The organism is Pseudomonas sp. LBUM1657 (genome assembly GCF_059716075.1).
Window position 1 is genome coordinate 6,124,048 of sequence record NZ_CP166799.1, and the last position, 13,959, is coordinate 6,138,006.

The 13,959-nt window shown below is 59.9% G+C and carries 16 protein-coding genes; 8 read left to right on the forward strand and 8 right to left on the reverse strand.

Going from position 1 to position 13,959, the window contains the following annotated elements; all coding sequences use genetic code 11:
- Positions 1 to 18 precede the first annotated feature (18 nt).
- The 4 genes from ACA055_RS28300 to ACA055_RS28315 are packed head-to-tail and all read left to right on the forward strand — an operon-like array spanning position 19 to position 2,594.
- A complete protein-coding gene (locus ACA055_RS28300; RefSeq protein ID WP_497681541.1) occupies positions 19 to 453 on the forward strand; it encodes a DUF4426 domain-containing protein in 435 nt (144 codons plus the stop codon).
- Positions 450 to 1,046: an RdgB/HAM1 family non-canonical purine NTP pyrophosphatase gene (gene rdgB, locus ACA055_RS28305; protein WP_497681542.1), complete on the forward strand. Its 597-nt coding sequence runs from the start codon at positions 450 to 452 to the stop codon at positions 1,044 to 1,046. The genes ACA055_RS28300 and rdgB overlap by 4 nt, the downstream gene beginning before the upstream one ends.
- Entirely contained in the window at positions 1,043 to 2,248 is a 1,206-nt protein-coding gene (gene hemW, locus ACA055_RS28310; RefSeq protein ID WP_497681543.1) for a radical SAM family heme chaperone HemW, read from the forward strand. Before rdgB ends, hemW begins: the two co-directional genes overlap by 4 nt.
- Before the next feature lie 22 nt (positions 2,249 to 2,270).
- Positions 2,271 to 2,594, forward strand: coding sequence for a DUF3392 domain-containing protein (locus ACA055_RS28315; protein WP_084322429.1), 324 nt, complete (start codon positions 2,271 to 2,273; stop codon positions 2,592 to 2,594).
- 73 nt (positions 2,595 to 2,667) lie between these two features.
- Here ACA055_RS28315 and trmB read toward each other — a convergent pair whose 3' ends face one another.
- From trmB to ACA055_RS28335, 4 genes are all read right to left on the reverse strand, one after another.
- Positions 2,668 to 3,393 carry a tRNA (guanosine(46)-N7)-methyltransferase TrmB gene (gene trmB, locus ACA055_RS28320; RefSeq protein ID WP_497681544.1) on the reverse strand — a complete coding sequence of 242 codons (726 nt, stop codon included), beginning with the start codon at positions 3,391 to 3,393 and terminating at the stop codon, positions 2,668 to 2,670.
- Positions 3,394 to 3,402: 9 nt separating this feature from the next.
- The gene (locus ACA055_RS28325; protein WP_007897902.1) at positions 3,403 to 4,197 is read right to left on the reverse strand and encodes a thiazole synthase; all 795 of its coding nucleotides are present in this window, start codon (positions 4,195 to 4,197) and stop codon (positions 3,403 to 3,405) included.
- A gap of 60 nt (positions 4,198 to 4,257) precedes the next feature.
- Complete coding sequence (thiS, locus tag ACA055_RS28330) at positions 4,258 to 4,458, reverse strand: sulfur carrier protein ThiS (protein ID WP_007897898.1); 201 nt, start codon at positions 4,456 to 4,458, stop codon at positions 4,258 to 4,260.
- Between the two features lie 90 nt (positions 4,459 to 4,548).
- Positions 4,549 to 4,920 carry a DUF423 domain-containing protein gene (locus ACA055_RS28335; protein WP_497681545.1) on the reverse strand — a complete coding sequence of 124 codons (372 nt, stop codon included), beginning with the start codon at positions 4,918 to 4,920 and terminating at the stop codon, positions 4,549 to 4,551.
- A gap of 74 nt (positions 4,921 to 4,994) precedes the next feature.
- On the opposite strand from ACA055_RS28335, the gene mtgA reads away from it, so the two are divergent.
- Positions 4,995 to 5,717, forward strand: a complete 723-nt coding sequence (gene mtgA, locus ACA055_RS28340; RefSeq protein ID WP_497681546.1) for a monofunctional biosynthetic peptidoglycan transglycosylase — start codon at positions 4,995 to 4,997, stop codon at positions 5,715 to 5,717.
- A gap of 191 nt (positions 5,718 to 5,908) precedes the next feature.
- Here mtgA and rpoH read toward each other — a convergent pair whose 3' ends face one another.
- From rpoH to ftsY, 4 genes are all read right to left on the reverse strand, one after another.
- The gene (rpoH, locus tag ACA055_RS28345) at positions 5,909 to 6,763 is read right to left on the reverse strand and encodes an RNA polymerase sigma factor RpoH (RefSeq protein WP_007897890.1); all 855 of its coding nucleotides are present in this window, start codon (positions 6,761 to 6,763) and stop codon (positions 5,909 to 5,911) included.
- Positions 6,764 to 6,876: 113 nt separating this feature from the next.
- The gene (ftsX, locus tag ACA055_RS28350; protein WP_462020716.1) at positions 6,877 to 7,899 is read right to left on the reverse strand and encodes a permease-like cell division protein FtsX; all 1,023 of its coding nucleotides are present in this window, start codon (positions 7,897 to 7,899) and stop codon (positions 6,877 to 6,879) included.
- Positions 7,896 to 8,567, reverse strand: a complete 672-nt coding sequence (ftsE, locus tag ACA055_RS28355; RefSeq protein WP_064680267.1) for a cell division ATP-binding protein FtsE — start codon at positions 8,565 to 8,567, stop codon at positions 7,896 to 7,898. The genes ftsX and ftsE overlap by 4 nt, the downstream gene beginning before the upstream one ends.
- The gene (gene ftsY, locus ACA055_RS28360; RefSeq protein ID WP_497681547.1) at positions 8,564 to 10,108 is read right to left on the reverse strand and encodes a signal recognition particle-docking protein FtsY; all 1,545 of its coding nucleotides are present in this window, start codon (positions 10,106 to 10,108) and stop codon (positions 8,564 to 8,566) included. Before ftsY ends, ftsE begins: the two co-directional genes overlap by 4 nt.
- 344 nt (positions 10,109 to 10,452) lie before the next feature.
- Here ftsY and ACA055_RS28365 point away from each other — a divergent pair, with 344 nt between their 5' ends.
- Genes ACA055_RS28365 through rsmD form a run of 3 tightly spaced genes read left to right on the forward strand, consistent with a single transcriptional unit; the run spans position 10,453 to position 13,905 of the window.
- Positions 10,453 to 11,808 (forward strand): M16 family metallopeptidase, encoded by a 1,356-nt coding sequence (locus ACA055_RS28365; protein ID WP_497681548.1) that lies wholly within the window; start codon positions 10,453 to 10,455, stop codon positions 11,806 to 11,808.
- Positions 11,801 to 13,291 (forward strand): M16 family metallopeptidase, encoded by a 1,491-nt coding sequence (locus tag ACA055_RS28370; RefSeq protein WP_497681549.1) that lies wholly within the window; start codon positions 11,801 to 11,803, stop codon positions 13,289 to 13,291. Before ACA055_RS28365 ends, ACA055_RS28370 begins: the two co-directional genes overlap by 8 nt.
- Positions 13,291 to 13,905 (forward strand): 16S rRNA (guanine(966)-N(2))-methyltransferase RsmD, encoded by a 615-nt coding sequence (gene rsmD / locus ACA055_RS28375; RefSeq protein WP_497681550.1) that lies wholly within the window; start codon positions 13,291 to 13,293, stop codon positions 13,903 to 13,905. Before ACA055_RS28370 ends, rsmD begins: the two co-directional genes overlap by 1 nt.
- Positions 13,906 to 13,959 lie beyond the last annotated feature (54 nt).

Genomic DNA, 13,959 nt, shown 5'->3' on the forward strand with positions numbered 1-13,959 from the left:
ACTTCGAGGAGAACGAACATGGGTCGTCTAGCGCTGTTTTTACTTACTGCCTGCCTGAGCGTCACCGCCATGGCCGCCGACGTTATTAAAGGTGACCGTCAGGAAAAATTTGGTGATGTGACGGTGCATTACAACACCTTCAACTCCACTTTCCTGACACCGGACATTGCCAAAGCCGCGGAGCTCACCCGCAGCAAGAATCAAGGCGTAATCAACGTTTCGGTTCTCAAGGATGGCAAACCGCAGACGGCTCAGGTCAGCGGTACGGTCAAAGACCTTACCAGCCAGAGTGTGAACCTGAAATTCCGCGAAATCACTGAACAAGGTGCGATCTATTACATCGCCCAGTTCCCGGTGGATCAGCAGGAAACCCGTACCTTCCAGATCAACGTGAAAAGCGGCGATAAAACCAACACCATCAATTTCAACCAAGAGCTTTTCCCTGGCCAATGATGAACTTCACGCAACTCGTACTGGCCAGCCATAACGCCGGCAAACTCAAGGAACTCCAGGCCATGCTCGGCGAATCGGTGCATCTGCGCTCGATCGGCGAGTTCAGCAGCGTCGAGCCTGAAGAAACCGGTCTGTCGTTCGTCGAAAATGCCATTCTCAAGGCCCGCAATGCCGCGCGCATCTCCGGTCTGCCGGCGCTGGCCGATGATTCGGGGCTGGCGGTGGATTTCCTTGGCGGTGCGCCGGGCATCTACTCGGCCCGCTACGCTGACGGCCAGGGCGATGCGGCGAACAACGCCAAGCTGCTCGACGCTTTGAAAGATGTGCCGCAAGCCGAACGCGGTGCGCAGTTCGTCTGTGTGCTGGCATTGGTGCGTCATGCCGATGATCCGTTGCCGATCATCTGCGAAGGCCTGTGGCACGGTCGCATCCTGCCAGCAGCCAGTGGCGAGCATGGGTTTGGCTACGATCCGCTGTTCTGGGTGCCGGAGCGTGATTGCTCCAGCGCCGAACTGAGCCCGAGCGAAAAGAACCTCATCAGCCACCGCGCCCGTGCAATGGATCTGCTGCGCCAGCGTCTGGGCTTGAAATGACCCATGAATCATCCGCGTCGCCGCTGATCTTCGGTGGCGCTGCGCAATCGCCTCGGGCCGCGCTACCAGTGCTGCCGCCCTTGGCGCTGTACATCCACATCCCGTGGTGTGTACGCAAATGCCCTTATTGCGACTTCAACTCCCACACCGCCAGCCCCGTGCTGCCGGAAGAAAAGTACGTCGACGCGTTGCTGGCCGATCTCGATCAGGATCTGCACGCGGTTTATGGTCGTGAGCTGAGCTCGATTTTCTTTGGTGGCGGCACCCCAAGCCTGTTCAGCGCTGAAGCGCTTGGCCGCCTGCTCAAAGGTGTCGAGCAACGCATAGCGTTTGCCAGCGACATCGAAATCACCCTGGAAGCCAATCCGGGGACGTTCGAGCAGGAGAAGTTCGTCGCCTACCGCGCGCTGGGCATCAATCGCCTGTCGATCGGCATCCAGAGCTTCCAGGAAGAGAAACTCAAGGCCCTGGGCCGAATTCACAACGGCGACGAAGCGGTGCGAGCCGCCGGCATGGCCCGTCAGGCCGGGTTCGACAACTTCAACCTGGACCTGATGCACGGATTGCCCGATCAGTCCCTGGACGACGCCCTGAGCGACCTGCGCCAGGCCATCGCCCTGAAACCGACCCACCTGTCTTGGTATCAACTGACCCTGGAGCCGAACACGGTGTTCTGGAACCAGCCGCCAACGCTGCCGGAAGACGACACCCTTTGGGACATTCAGGAAGCCGGTCAAGCGCTGTTGGCCGAGCATGGTTACGCCCAATACGAAGTCTCGGCCTATGCCCAACCGGGTCGGCCGGCGCGGCATAACCTCAACTACTGGAGTTTCGGCGATTTCATCGGGATCGGCGCCGGAGCCCATGGCAAGCTCAGCCATCCGGACGGGCGCATCGTGCGCACCTGGAAGACGCGCCTGCCGAAGGACTACCTCAACCCAGCCAAAAGCTTCCAGGCCGGCGAGAAAGCCCTGACCAATGATGAGTTGCCGTTCGAGTTTCTGATGAACGCCTTGCGCCTGACCGAGGGTGTCGAATCGCGACTCTATCCGGAGCGCACCGGGTTGACGCTGGAAAGCCTTGCCAAAGGCCGTCTCGAAGCCGAACAAAGTGGCTTGTTGCGGGTCGAACCGTCACGTCTGGCGGCCACCGCGCGCGGACAACTCTTTCTCAATGACTTGCTGCAGACATTTCTGAGCTGATTTCAGCCTTAAGGGAAAACGAATGGATTTGATACTCGACCTGCTCGCCACTGTGTCCCGCTGGAGCCGTAGCAATCTGTCGGAAATCTCTCTGGCACTGGTGGGCTGCCTGCTGGTGCTGTTCGGCGCGGATATCAAAGGCTGGGTCGACCAACGCCTGGGCAGCATCGCCGGCGCGTTGCGCGTCCCGCTGATGGCCCTGCTGTGCATGGTTGGCAGCGGCGTCGCGCTGATCTACGCCACGCCGTGGATCATCAAAGGCCTGAGCCAGTTCAACAACTACAGCCTGGCGCCGGTGTTGTTGGTGGTGCTGGTGTTGATCGGCGTCGTCGCAGACCGCCGCTGACTTCCAAGCACAACACAAAACAAAATGTGGGAGCGGCGGCACCGCCGCTCACACATTTTGTATTGTGTATGGCTTAGGACTGTTTCTCGAACTTCAGATCCCACACCCCATGCCCTAGACGTTCGCCACGGCGTTCGAACTTGGTGATCGGGCGCTCGGCCGGGCGCGGAACACATTTACCGTCTTCGGCCAGGTTGCGATAACCCGGCGCGACGTTCATCACTTCCAGCATGTACTCGGCGTACGGTTCCCAGTCGGTGGCCATGTGCAGCACACCGCCGACCTTCAACTTGCTGCGCACCAGTTCAGCGAACGAGGCCTGAACGATACGACGCTTGTGGTGACGGCTCTTGTGCCACGGGTCCGGGAAAAACAGCATCAGGCGATCGAGACTGTTGTCGGCCACGCAATGGTTGAGCACTTCGATCGCATCGCAATCGTAAACCCGCAGGTTGGTCAGGCCCTGAGTCAGCACGCCATTGAGCAGCGCGCCGACACCTGGACGGTGCACTTCTACGCCAATGAAATCCTGCTCCGGCGAAGCCGCGGCCATTTCCAGCAGCGAATGGCCCATGCCAAAACCGATCTCCAGGGAACGCGGCGCCGAACGGCCGAACACCTGGTCGAAATCCACCGGCGCATTGGCCAGGGGCAGCACGAACAGCGGCGTGCCTTGGTCAAGACCGCGTTGCTGGCCTTCGGTCATGCGCCCGGCGCGCATCACGAAACTCTTGATGCGACGGTGTTGGCGCTCGTCGCCTTCTTCCGTCTGGATAGGCGTGTCGTTTGATTCAGTCATCAATGGCTCTTACTTGATCAGACCATCCAGCGGCGAGGAGGCGCTGGCATAGAGTTTTTTCGGCATGCGGCCGGCGAGGTAGGCCAGGCGGCCTGCCACGATGGCGTGCTTCATGGCTTCGGCCATCATGATCGGCTGCTGGGCATGGGCGATGGCTGAGTTCATCAGCACCGCTTCGCAACCCAGTTCCATGGCGATGGTGGCGTCGGAAGCAGTACCAACACCGGCATCCACCAGCACAGGGATCTTGGCTTCTTCAAGGATGATCTGCAGGTTGTACGGGTTGCAGATCCCCAGGCCTGTACCGATCAGACCGGCCAGCGGCATGACCGCAATGCAGCCGATTTCCGCCAGTTGACGGGCGATGATCGGGTCATCGCTGGTGTAAACCATCACGTCGAAACCTTCCTTGACCAGCACTTCGGCGGCCTTGAGGGTTTCGATCACGTTGGGAAACAGGGTTTTCTGGTCCGCCAGTACTTCCAGCTTCACCAGGTTGTGGCCACCGAGCAGCTCACGGGCCAGGCGGCAGGTGCGCACAGCCTCGGTAGCGTCGAAGCAACCGGCGGTGTTAGGCAGGAAGGTGTAGCGATCCGGCGACAGGACTTCGAGCAGGTTCGGTTCGCCCGGGTTCTGGCCAAGGTTGGTGCGGCGTACGGCGAAGGTGACGATCTCGGCACCCGAGGCTTCGATGGCCAGGCGGGTTTCTTCCATGTCGCGATACTTGCCGGTACCTACCAGCAAACGCGACTGGTAAGTACGACCGGCCAGGACGAAAGGCTTGTCGCTACGAACGATGCTCATGGGAAATCCTCTGTAGGGGTGAGGTTCTTGCAGAATTCTGTGCCCTCGCGGACCGGGCGACTAGCCGCCGCCGATGGCGTGTACCACTTCGACGGAATCGCCGTCGTTGAGCGTGGTTTCAGCGTGCTGGCTGCGCGGGACGATATCCAGATTGAGTTCGACCGCCACCCTGCGTCCGGTCAGTTCCAGACGGGTCAGCAGGGCCGCAACGGTTTCACCGTCGGGCAGTTCAAGGGATTCGCCGTTCAACTGAATGCGCATACCGAATGCCGCCATCATTTTTAGGGGCTGGCATTCTAGCCCGATCAGTCTTGGCGACCCAAGCCATTCGTCATGAAATGGACTGCCCGGTCAGCTCAACCGCCAGGCGGCAAGGCCCAGGCAGAGCCAACCGACCAGAAACGCCAGGCCGCCGAAGGGCGTGATGATCCCGAGCTTGCTGATGCCGGTCATCGTCAGCACGTACAGACTGCCGGAAAACAGCAGGATGCCGATGGCAAACGACGCCCCGGCCCAGGTGATCAAGCGATCGGGAATCTGCGTGGCCAGCAATGCCACACCCAGCAGCGCCAAGGTGTGCACCAGTTGATAGGTGACGCCAGTGTGGAAAATCGCCAGGTATTCGGGCGTCAGCCGGCTTTTCAAGCCATGAGCGGCGAACGCGCCAAGGGCAACGCCGGTGAAGCCGAAGAAAGCGGCCAGCATCAGAAAGCCACGCAGCATTGAGAACTCCAGTCAGACTCGATCAACAGGGTCTGTATAATGGCCCGCTCAACGGGTTCGGCCAAGCCATCTCTATGCTGCGTTTATTTTTGCGACGATTCACGAAGGCCCTGCTCTGGTTCGCGGGCGGCAGCGTATTGCTGGTTCTGATCTTTCGCGTAGTGCCACCACCAGGGACTGCGCTGATGGTCGAGCGCAAGGTCGAATCCTGGTTCGATGGCGAACCCATTGACCTGCAACGCACCTGGAAGCCTTGGGATGAAATCTCTGACAGCCTGAAAATCGCGGTAATTGCCTGCGAAGACCAGAAGTTTTCCGAGCACTGGGGCTTTGATATCGGTGCGATTCAGGCGGCGTTTGCCCATAACGAACGCGGCGGCTCGATTCGCGGCGCCAGCACGCTGAGCCAACAGGTTTCGAAAAACCTGTTTCTGTGGTCTGGGCGCAGTTGGCTGCGTAAAGGTCTGGAGGCTTGGTTTACCGGACTGATCGAAGTGCTCTGGCCCAAGCAGCGGATTCTTGAGGTGTACCTCAACAGCGTCGAATGGGATGAAGGCGTGTTTGGCGCCGAAGCGGCTGCCAGGCATCACTTTGGCGTCGGCGCTCGTTCGCTGTCGCGGCAGCAAGCGAGTTTGCTGGCGGCGGTGCTGCCTAATCCGCGGGTGTGGAGTGCGAGCCATCCGACTTCATATGTTGCACGGCGTGCTGGCTGGATTCGGCAGCAGATGAGTCAGCTGGGTGGCGACAGCTATCTGGTTGGGATCAACGATTCGCGCCGGGCGCCTTGGTCCCGGTAACACCGAAGAACTCCTGTGGGAGCGGGCTTGCTCGCGAAAGCGGTGTGTCAGGCAATATTTATGTCGACTGACACTCCCTCTTCGCGAGCAAGCCCGCTCCCACATTAAGTTCGTGGTGAGTTTGAATTATCGGGCGCAAACAAAAACGCCCCGATCAATGATCGGGGCGTTTTTTATTGCCGGTGCTGCAGTTATGCAGCGATCGACAACTTGAGCTTGTTCATCGCGCTCTTCTCGAGCTGACGAATACGCTCGGCCGACACGTTGTACTTCTGCGCCAGGTCGTGCAGCGTGGCTTTTTCTTCTGCCAGCCAACGCTGGTAGAGAATGTCACGGCTGCGGTCGTCCAGCACTTCCAGCGCTTCGTGCAGGTTGTGGTTGGAGTTGTCGCTCCAGTCGGCATCTTCCAGTTGACGGGCCGGGTCGTACCGGTGGTCTTCCAGATAGTTGGCCGGCGACTGGAAAGCACTGTCGTCGTCCGCTTCCGCGGCCGGATCGAAGGCCATGTCGTGGCCAGTCAGGCGACTTTCCATCTCACGCACTTCCCGCGGCTCTACGCCGAGGCTTTCCGCCACACGGTGGACTTCCTCGTTGTTCAGCCAGGCCAGACGTTTCTTCTGGCTGCGCAGGTTGAAGAACAGCTTGCGCTGGGCCTTGGTGGTCGCGACTTTCACAATGCGCCAGTTGCGCAGGATGAACTCGTGGATTTCCGCCTTGATCCAGTGCACGGCAAAGGACACCAGGCGCACACCCATTTCCGGGTTGAAGCGCTTCACGGCCTTCATCAAGCCAACGTTGCCTTCCTGGATCAGGTCAGCCTGAGCCAGACCGTAGCCGGAATAGCTACGGGCGATATGTACGACAAAACGCAGGTGGGCGAGCACCATCTGCCGAGCCGCCCCCAAATCCTGCTCATAATAGAGACTCTCGGCCAGTTCACGCTCCTGCTCCGGCGTCAGCAATGGAATGCTGTTCACCGTGTGCACATAGGCCTCCAGGTTCGCACCCGGGACCAGAGCATATGCAGGTTGCAAAGAATTGGTCATACGAAAAAACCTCCGACTTACATAACTCGTGCAGTTCAGCACTGCGAAAATTGACCGGAAACCGTAGGACAAGTTCCCATAAACGCTGAAAGGTCAATACGAGCAAAATGATATTACTTTGGCGCAAGCTCCCTCAGGTGGCGTGCGACTGCAATCCATGCACCGATATACCCCAACAGCACCGCGCCAAGCAAGAGCGACAGACCGTCGGCAACTGGCACTCCGGCCAGTGCGAAATCACTGCCGTACAAACCGGCCAGTCCGACTACCGCGTCGTTCAGCCAGTCCAGGCCAAACGCCAATACGCCCCATGAAAGAATCCCCGCACCGAAGCCATAAAGCGCGCCCATGTACAGAAAGGGCCTGCGCACATAACTGTCAGTGCCGCCGACGAGTTTAATCACTTCTATCTCTGTGCGGCGGTTTTCAATATGAAGACGAATGGTATTGCCTATCACCAAAAGTAATGCAGAAACCAGAAGCACGGTCAGACCGAAGACAAAACGGTCGCCGAGCTTCAGGATGGCCGCCAGACGCTCGACCCAGACTAGATCAAGCTGTGCCTGTTGTACCTTCGGCAACTCGGAAAGTTTTTGTCTTAATGCTTCAAGTGCCGGCTTGTCGACTTCGTTCGGCGTCACCAGAACCACGCCCGGCAGCGGGTTTTCCGGCAGTTCCTTGAGCGCCTCGCCCAGACCCGACTGCTGCTGAAACTCTTCCAGCGCCTGATCGCGGCCGACATATTCGGCATCGGCCACGCCCGGCATGCCCTTGATCTGTTCGCGCAGCGCCTCGCCCTCGGTCGGACTGGCCTCCAGTTGCAGGTACAGGGAAATCTGCGCCGCACGCTGCCAGGAACCGCCCAGACGCTCGACGTTACTTAGCAAAAGTGACAGGCCCATGGGCAAACTCAGGGCAACTGCCATCACCATGCAAGTGAAGAAGCTGCCGATGGGTTGCTTGCCCAGGCGACGCAAGCTGTCCAGTAGGCTGGCACGATGGCTTTCGACCCAGGCGCGGAACAGCGTGGCGAAGTCCGGGCCGTCATCATCGTCGCGTTTTTTCTTCTGCGGTTGCGGGTCGGCGGCCTTCGGCGCCACACGCTCGGAAACCTTGGGGCTGCGTGTCGCACTCATACCGCAGCCTCCCCGTCGCCGATCAATCGGCCGCGTTGCAGGGTCAGCATGCGGTGACGCATGCGGGCGATCAGGGCCAGGTCGTGACTGGCAATCAGCACGCTGGTGCCCAGACGGTTGATGTCTTCGAACACGCCCATGATTTCGGCGGCCAGGCGCGGGTCGAGGTTACCGGTTGGTTCGTCCGCCAGCAGCAAGGCCGGGCGGTGAACAATGGCGCGGGCGATGCCAACGCGCTGTTGTTGACCGGTGGACAAGTCGCCCGGGTACAGATCGGTTTTGTCCGACAGCGCCACGCGCTCCAGAGCCGAGTCTACGCGCTTGACGATCTCGGCCTTGGACAGCCCAAGAATCTGCAACGGCAACGCGACGTTATTAAACACCGTACGATCGAACAACAACTGGTGATTCTGGAACACCACGCCAATCTGCCGACGCAGGAAAGGAATCTGCGCGTTACTGATAGTGGCTAGATCTTGCCCGGCCAACAGCAATTTGCCGGTGGTCGGACGCTCCATCGCCAGCAACAACCGCAACAAGGTGCTTTTACCGGCGCCCGAATGGCCGGTGACAAACAAGAATTCGCCCCGACGGACTCGAAAGCTCAGCTCATGCAAGCCGACGTGACCGTTCGGGTAGCGTTTACCGACCTGTTCGAAACGAATCATGAACGCTCCCGCTCGGCAAACAGTGCCTGGACAAAGGGTTCTGCTTCAAAAGTACGCAAGTCGTCGATGCCTTCACCGACGCCAATGTAGCGAATTGGCAGGCCGAACTGCTTGGCCAGGGCAAAAATCACCCCACCCTTGGCGGTGCCGTCGAGCTTGGTCAGCGCCAGGCCGGTCAATTCGACGGTCTGGTGGAATTGCTTGGCCTGGCTGATGGCGTTCTGACCGGTACCGGCGTCGAGCACCAGCAACACTTCGTGCGGTGCGTCCGCATCGAGTTTGCCGATCACCCGGCGAACCTTCTTCAGTTCTTCCATCAGATTGTCTTTAGTGTGCAGGCGACCGGCGGTGTCGGCGATCAGAACGTCAATGCCACGGGCCTTGGCAGCCTGCACGGCGTCAAAGATAACCGACGCGGAGTCGGCGCCGGTGTGCTGGGCGATGACCGGGATCTTGTTGCGCTCACCCCAGACCTGCAATTGCTCGACCGCGGCGGCACGGAAGGTGTCACCGGCGGCGAGCATGACTTTCTTGCCTTCGAGTTGCAGCTTCTTCGCCAGCTTGCCGATGGTCGTGGTCTTGCCGGCGCCGTTGACGCCAACCACCAGAATCACGAACGGTTTGTTCTGCGAGGTGATTTTCAGCGGCTGCTCGACGGGCTTGAGCATCGCCGCCAGTTCAGCTTGCAGGGATTTGTACAGCGCATCGGCATCGGCCAATTCTTTGCGGGCGACTTTCTGGGTCAGCCGCTGAACGATGACCGACGTTGCTTCGACACCGACATCGGCAGTCAGCAGACGGGTTTCGATGTCTTCGAGCAACTCGTCATCGATGATCTTCTTGCCCAGAAACAGGCTGGCCATGCCTTCGCCAATGCTGGCGCTGGTCTTGGACAAACCTTGCTTGAGGCGGGCGAAGAAACCGGCTTTGGTTTCTTCGGTGCGTGGCTGTTCGACCGGGGTTTCGACCGGTGCGGCGACAACAGGGGCGATGACCGGTGCAGGTGCAGGTGCAGGTGCAGGTGCAGGCTCGAGTGCTTGAACAACTGGAGCAACTGGAGCAACTGGAGCAACAAATGTAGGAACCACAGGCTCTGGATCAACCGGCGCAGGTTCCGCCACGACAACAGGCGCGACTACCGGCTCAACCACTGGCGGCTGAATCGGCTCAGGGCTAAACGCAGTCGGAGCCGGAATCGGCGGCGTAATGTGCGGCGCCAGCTCATCTGCGACCAGTGCCACCGGTTCTTCCGCCACCGGCAACGTCAACCACGGCTCTGCCACCGGGGTCAGCGGCGATTGGGCCACGACTTCAGCGACAAGATCGGGGGCAGGCTCGGCAACTGGTTGCAGCACCGGCTCGGCGATCGGCAAGACAGTCGGCGCGAGCTCTTCTTCTATTACCGGCGTCGGTGTTGGCTCAGGAAGTGGCTGTGGCTGTTCGACGACGGGTTCCTGCGGCTTTTTGCGCAGCCATCCGAACAGGCTTTTCTTCTCGCCAGCCGCAGCTGGGGTCTTCTTGTCGTCGTTGGAACCAAACATGGAGGACGGCTATCTCACGGTAGCGACGCGCCAAAGGGCGCCTCGGCAAATAAATATTCGATGCAGAACAGACTGCGATTGACCCAGCTTGTTCACGCGCAACATTTTGTCGAGGTGCAAACGGCACCTTACAAAAACGATTTCACGAAGGACTGAAGCGGCAAATTCGGCGAAAAAGCAGAGTTTAGTTGATAAACCACAGCCTTCTGCCGCAAACCCATACAACCTGATCAAGCACAAAGGCCTGATAGGCGTGGCCGCCAGTAAAACGGATCAGTATCCTAGCACCCTCTCGCCCGCCGACGCTAAGAACAAGCGGGCAGCCCCAAAGGTTTAAAAAACGAATGAATGCTCTAGCCCGCCGCGCTGCAGGCCTGCTGCTCAGCACAGTTTGCCTGCCCCTCTCGGCCCTGGCTGCCGATCCACAACCCACCCACGAATTCACCCTCGATAACGGCCTGAAGGTCGTCGTGCGCGAAGACCATCGTGCGCCGGTGGTGGTTTCCCAAGTCTGGTACAAGGTCGGCTCCAGCTACGAAACGCCTGGCCAGACCGGTTTGTCCCATGCGCTGGAACACATGATGTTCAAGGGCAGCGAGAAAGTCGGCCCCGGCGAAGCCTCGCTGATCCTGCGCGACCTCGGCGCCGAAGAAAACGCCTTCACCAGCGACGACTTCACCGCGTACTACCAGGTTCTGGCCCGCGACCGCCTGGGCGTAGCCTTTGAGCTGGAAGCCGACCGCATGGCCAGCCTGCGCTTGCCGCCAGACGAGTTCGCCCGCGAAATCGAAGTCATTAAAGAAGAACGTCGTCTGCGCACCGACGACAAACCGATGTCCAAGGCTTACGAACGTTTCAAGGCCATGGCCTACCCCGCCAGCGGCTACCACACGCCGACCATCGGCTGGATGGCTGACCTCGACCGCATGAAGGTCGAAGAGCTGCGTCACTGGTACGAGTCGTGGTACGTGCCGAACAACGCCACGCTGGTAGTGGTTGGCGACGTAACGCCTGAGGAAGTCAAAACCCTCGCCCAGCGTTATTTCGGCCCGATCGCCAAGCGTGCGGTGCCGGCGGCGAAAATCCCGATGGAACTGGCCGAACCTGGCGAGCGGCAGATCACCCTGCACGTGCAGACTCAACTGCCGAGCCTGATGCTGGGCTTCAACGTGCCGAGTATCGCCACCGCAGAAGACAAGCGCTCGGTGAACGCCTTGCGCCTGATCTCGGCCCTGCTCGACGGCGGCTACAGCGGGCGCATCCCGACGCAACTGGAACGCGGCGAAGAGCTGGTGTCCGGCGGTTCGTCGAGCTACGACGCCTATACCCGTGGCGACAGCCTGTTCACCCTGTCGGCAACACCGAACACCCAGAAAAACAAAACCATGGCCCAGGCCGAAGCCGGTCTGTGGAAACTGCTTGAACAGCTGAAAACCACCGCGCCGTCTGCCGAAGAACTTGAGCGCGTGCGTGCCCAAGTGATTGCCGGCCTGGTCTACGAGCGTGACTCGATCACCAGCCAGGCCACTGCCATCGGCCAGCTGGAAACCGTCGGTTTGTCCTGGAAACTGATGGACACCGAACTCGCCGAGCTGGAAAGCGTGACCCCACAAGACATCCAGAACGCCGCCAAGCTGTATTTCACCCGCGAACGTCTCAGCGTCGCCCATGTACTGCCACAGGAGACGACTCATGAGTGAGCGTAAAAAACCGCGTCTGGCCCTGATTGGCCTGATCGCCGTCGCCCTGATCGGATCTGCTGCTTTCTACTTCTTGAAGACCGATGAGTCCAAGGCCAGCGAAGCCCTCGACAAGGCCAAGGCCAGCCAGAAACTGCAATCGCTGGCAGAACTCGACGGCAAGGCGCCGAGCCACCGTTCGCTGGATGTGCAGACCTGGAACACCGCCGAAGGCGCCAAGGTGCTGTTCGTCGAGGCCCGGGAGCTGCCGATGTTCGACATGCGCCTGATCTTTTCCGCCGGTAGCAGCCAGGACGGCGACGCACCCGGCCTGGCGCTGCTGACCAACGCCATGCTCAACGAGGGTGTCGCTGGTAAAGACGTCGGCGCCATTGCCCAGGGCTTCGAAGGCCTGGGGGCCGATTTCGGCAACGGCGCTTATAAAGATATGGCAGTTGCTTCTTTGCGCAGCCTCAGTGCCGCGGACAAACGCGAGCCGGCCTTGAAGCTGTTCTCTGAAGTTGTCGGCAAACCGACCTTCCCGGCCGATTCCTTTGCGCGAATCAAAAACCAGATGCTCGCCGGTTTCGAATACCAGAAACAGAACCCCGGCAAACTGGCCAGCCTGGAACTGATGAACCGCTTGTATGGCGCTCATCCATACGCGCATTCCAGCGACGGCACGGCGAAGACCGTTCCGACGATTACCCTCGCGCAACTGCGGGCGTTCCACGAGAAAACCTACGCCGCCGGTAACGTGGTGATTGCGTTGGTGGGCGACCTGTCCCGCGCCGAGGCCGAAGTGATTGCCGCTCAGGTTTCCACTGCGCTGCCAAAAGGCCCGGCCTTGCCGAAAATCCCGCAACCGACCGAACCCAAGTCCAGCATCGGCCATATCGAATTTCCATCCAAGCAGACCAATCTGATGCTGGCGCAACTGGGCATCGACCGAGATGATCCGGACTACGCCGCACTGTCCATGGGCAACCAGATCCTCGGCGGCGGTGGTTTCGGCACCCGGTTGATGAGCGAAGTGCGCGAGAAGCGTGGCCTGGCTTACGGCGTGTATTCGGGCTTCACCCCGATGCAGGCACGTGGTCCGTTCATGATCAACCTGCAAACCCGCGCCGAGATGAGCGAAGGCACATTGAAGCTGGTGCAGGACGTACTCGCCGACTACCTTAAAACCGGCCCAACCGAAAAAGAACTCGAAGATGCCAAGCGCGAACTGGCGGGCAGCTTCCCGCTGTCTACCGCCAGCAACGCCGATATCGTCGGTCAGCTGGGCGCCATGGGTTTCTATAATCTGCCGCTGAGCTATCTGGAAGACTTCATGCAACAGTCCCAGAGCCTGACCGTCGAGCAAGTCAAAGCCGCACTGAACAAACACCTGAGCACGGACAAAATGGTCATCGTCAGCGCTGGGCCGACCGTGCCGCAAAAGCCGTTACCGGCCCCTACTGATAAACCTGCCGAGCAACCGCTCGGGGTTCCGGAGCATTAATGGCCACTTCTCGTCCAAAAAAACCTGTTCACAACGTGCACAACGGCGTGAATCAATTGCGCATCATCGGCGGCGAATGGCGCAGCCGAAAGTTGAGCTTCCCCGATGCACCGGGCCTGCGTCCGACCCCGGACCGGGTGCGTGAAACGCTTTTCAACTGGCTCGCGCCTTATGTCGCCGGGGCCAAGGTGCTCGATCCGTTTGCCGGCAGCGGCGCGCTGTTTCTCGAAGCCCTGTCCCGTGGCGCGGCCATGGGCCAGGCGCTGGATGCCAGCAACATCGCGGTCGCCAGCCTGAAAGAGCATCTAGGCACCCTGCGCTGCACCACCGGCCAGGTGCAGACCGCCGATGCCTTGCGTTATCTGGAAACCCAGTCAGCGACGGCTTACGACCTGGTGTTCCTCGACCCGCCGTTCAACCAGAACTTGTTGCCTGCCGTTTGCACGCTGCTTGAAGAGCGCCAATGGCTGGCCACTGAGGCCTGGATCTACACTGAAAGCGAAAACGCACCGTCAAGCCTTGGCTTGCCAGGTAACTGGCGCCTGCACCGGGAGCAGAAATCCGGGCGGGTGTATTACGCGTTGTGGCAACGTATGGCAGAGATCGCCGGTTAACCGACCGGCCTGAAAAGGTGCGTACCCGGTACGCACCGCTGCATCGAGAATTAT

Excerpts from the sequence above, each read along its gene's own strand:
- ACA055_RS28300 (WP_497681541.1), top strand. The coding sequence starts at position 19 with ATGGGTCGTCTAGCGCTGTTTTTACTTACTGCCTGCCTGAGCGTCACC.
- rdgB (WP_497681542.1), top strand. The coding sequence starts at position 450 with ATGATGAACTTCACGCAACTCGTACTGGCCAGCCATAACGCCGGCAAA.
- hemW (WP_497681543.1), top strand. The coding sequence starts at position 1,043 with ATGACCCATGAATCATCCGCGTCGCCGCTGATCTTCGGTGGCGCTGCG.
- ACA055_RS28315 (WP_084322429.1), top strand. The coding sequence starts at position 2,271 with ATGGATTTGATACTCGACCTGCTCGCCACTGTGTCCCGCTGGAGCCGT.
- trmB (WP_497681544.1), bottom strand. The coding sequence starts at position 3,393 with ATGACTGAATCAAACGACACGCCTATCCAGACGGAAGAAGGCGACGAG.
- ACA055_RS28325 (WP_007897902.1), bottom strand. The coding sequence starts at position 4,197 with ATGAGCATCGTTCGTAGCGACAAGCCTTTCGTCCTGGCCGGTCGTACT.
- thiS (WP_007897898.1), bottom strand. The coding sequence starts at position 4,458 with ATGCGCATTCAGTTGAACGGCGAATCCCTTGAACTGCCCGACGGTGAA.
- ACA055_RS28335 (WP_497681545.1), bottom strand. The coding sequence starts at position 4,920 with ATGCTGCGTGGCTTTCTGATGCTGGCCGCTTTCTTCGGCTTCACCGGC.
- mtgA (WP_497681546.1), top strand. The coding sequence starts at position 4,995 with ATGCTGCGTTTATTTTTGCGACGATTCACGAAGGCCCTGCTCTGGTTC.
- rpoH (WP_007897890.1), bottom strand. The coding sequence starts at position 6,763 with ATGACCAATTCTTTGCAACCTGCATATGCTCTGGTCCCGGGTGCGAAC.
- ftsX (WP_462020716.1), bottom strand. The coding sequence starts at position 7,899 with ATGAGTGCGACACGCAGCCCCAAGGTTTCCGAGCGTGTGGCGCCGAAG.
- ftsE (WP_064680267.1), bottom strand. The coding sequence starts at position 8,567 with ATGATTCGTTTCGAACAGGTCGGTAAACGCTACCCGAACGGTCACGTC.
- ftsY (WP_497681547.1), bottom strand. The coding sequence starts at position 10,108 with ATGTTTGGTTCCAACGACGACAAGAAGACCCCAGCTGCGGCTGGCGAG.
- ACA055_RS28365 (WP_497681548.1), top strand. The coding sequence starts at position 10,453 with ATGAATGCTCTAGCCCGCCGCGCTGCAGGCCTGCTGCTCAGCACAGTT.
- ACA055_RS28370 (WP_497681549.1), top strand. The coding sequence starts at position 11,801 with ATGAGTGAGCGTAAAAAACCGCGTCTGGCCCTGATTGGCCTGATCGCC.
- rsmD (WP_497681550.1), top strand. The coding sequence starts at position 13,291 with ATGGCCACTTCTCGTCCAAAAAAACCTGTTCACAACGTGCACAACGGC.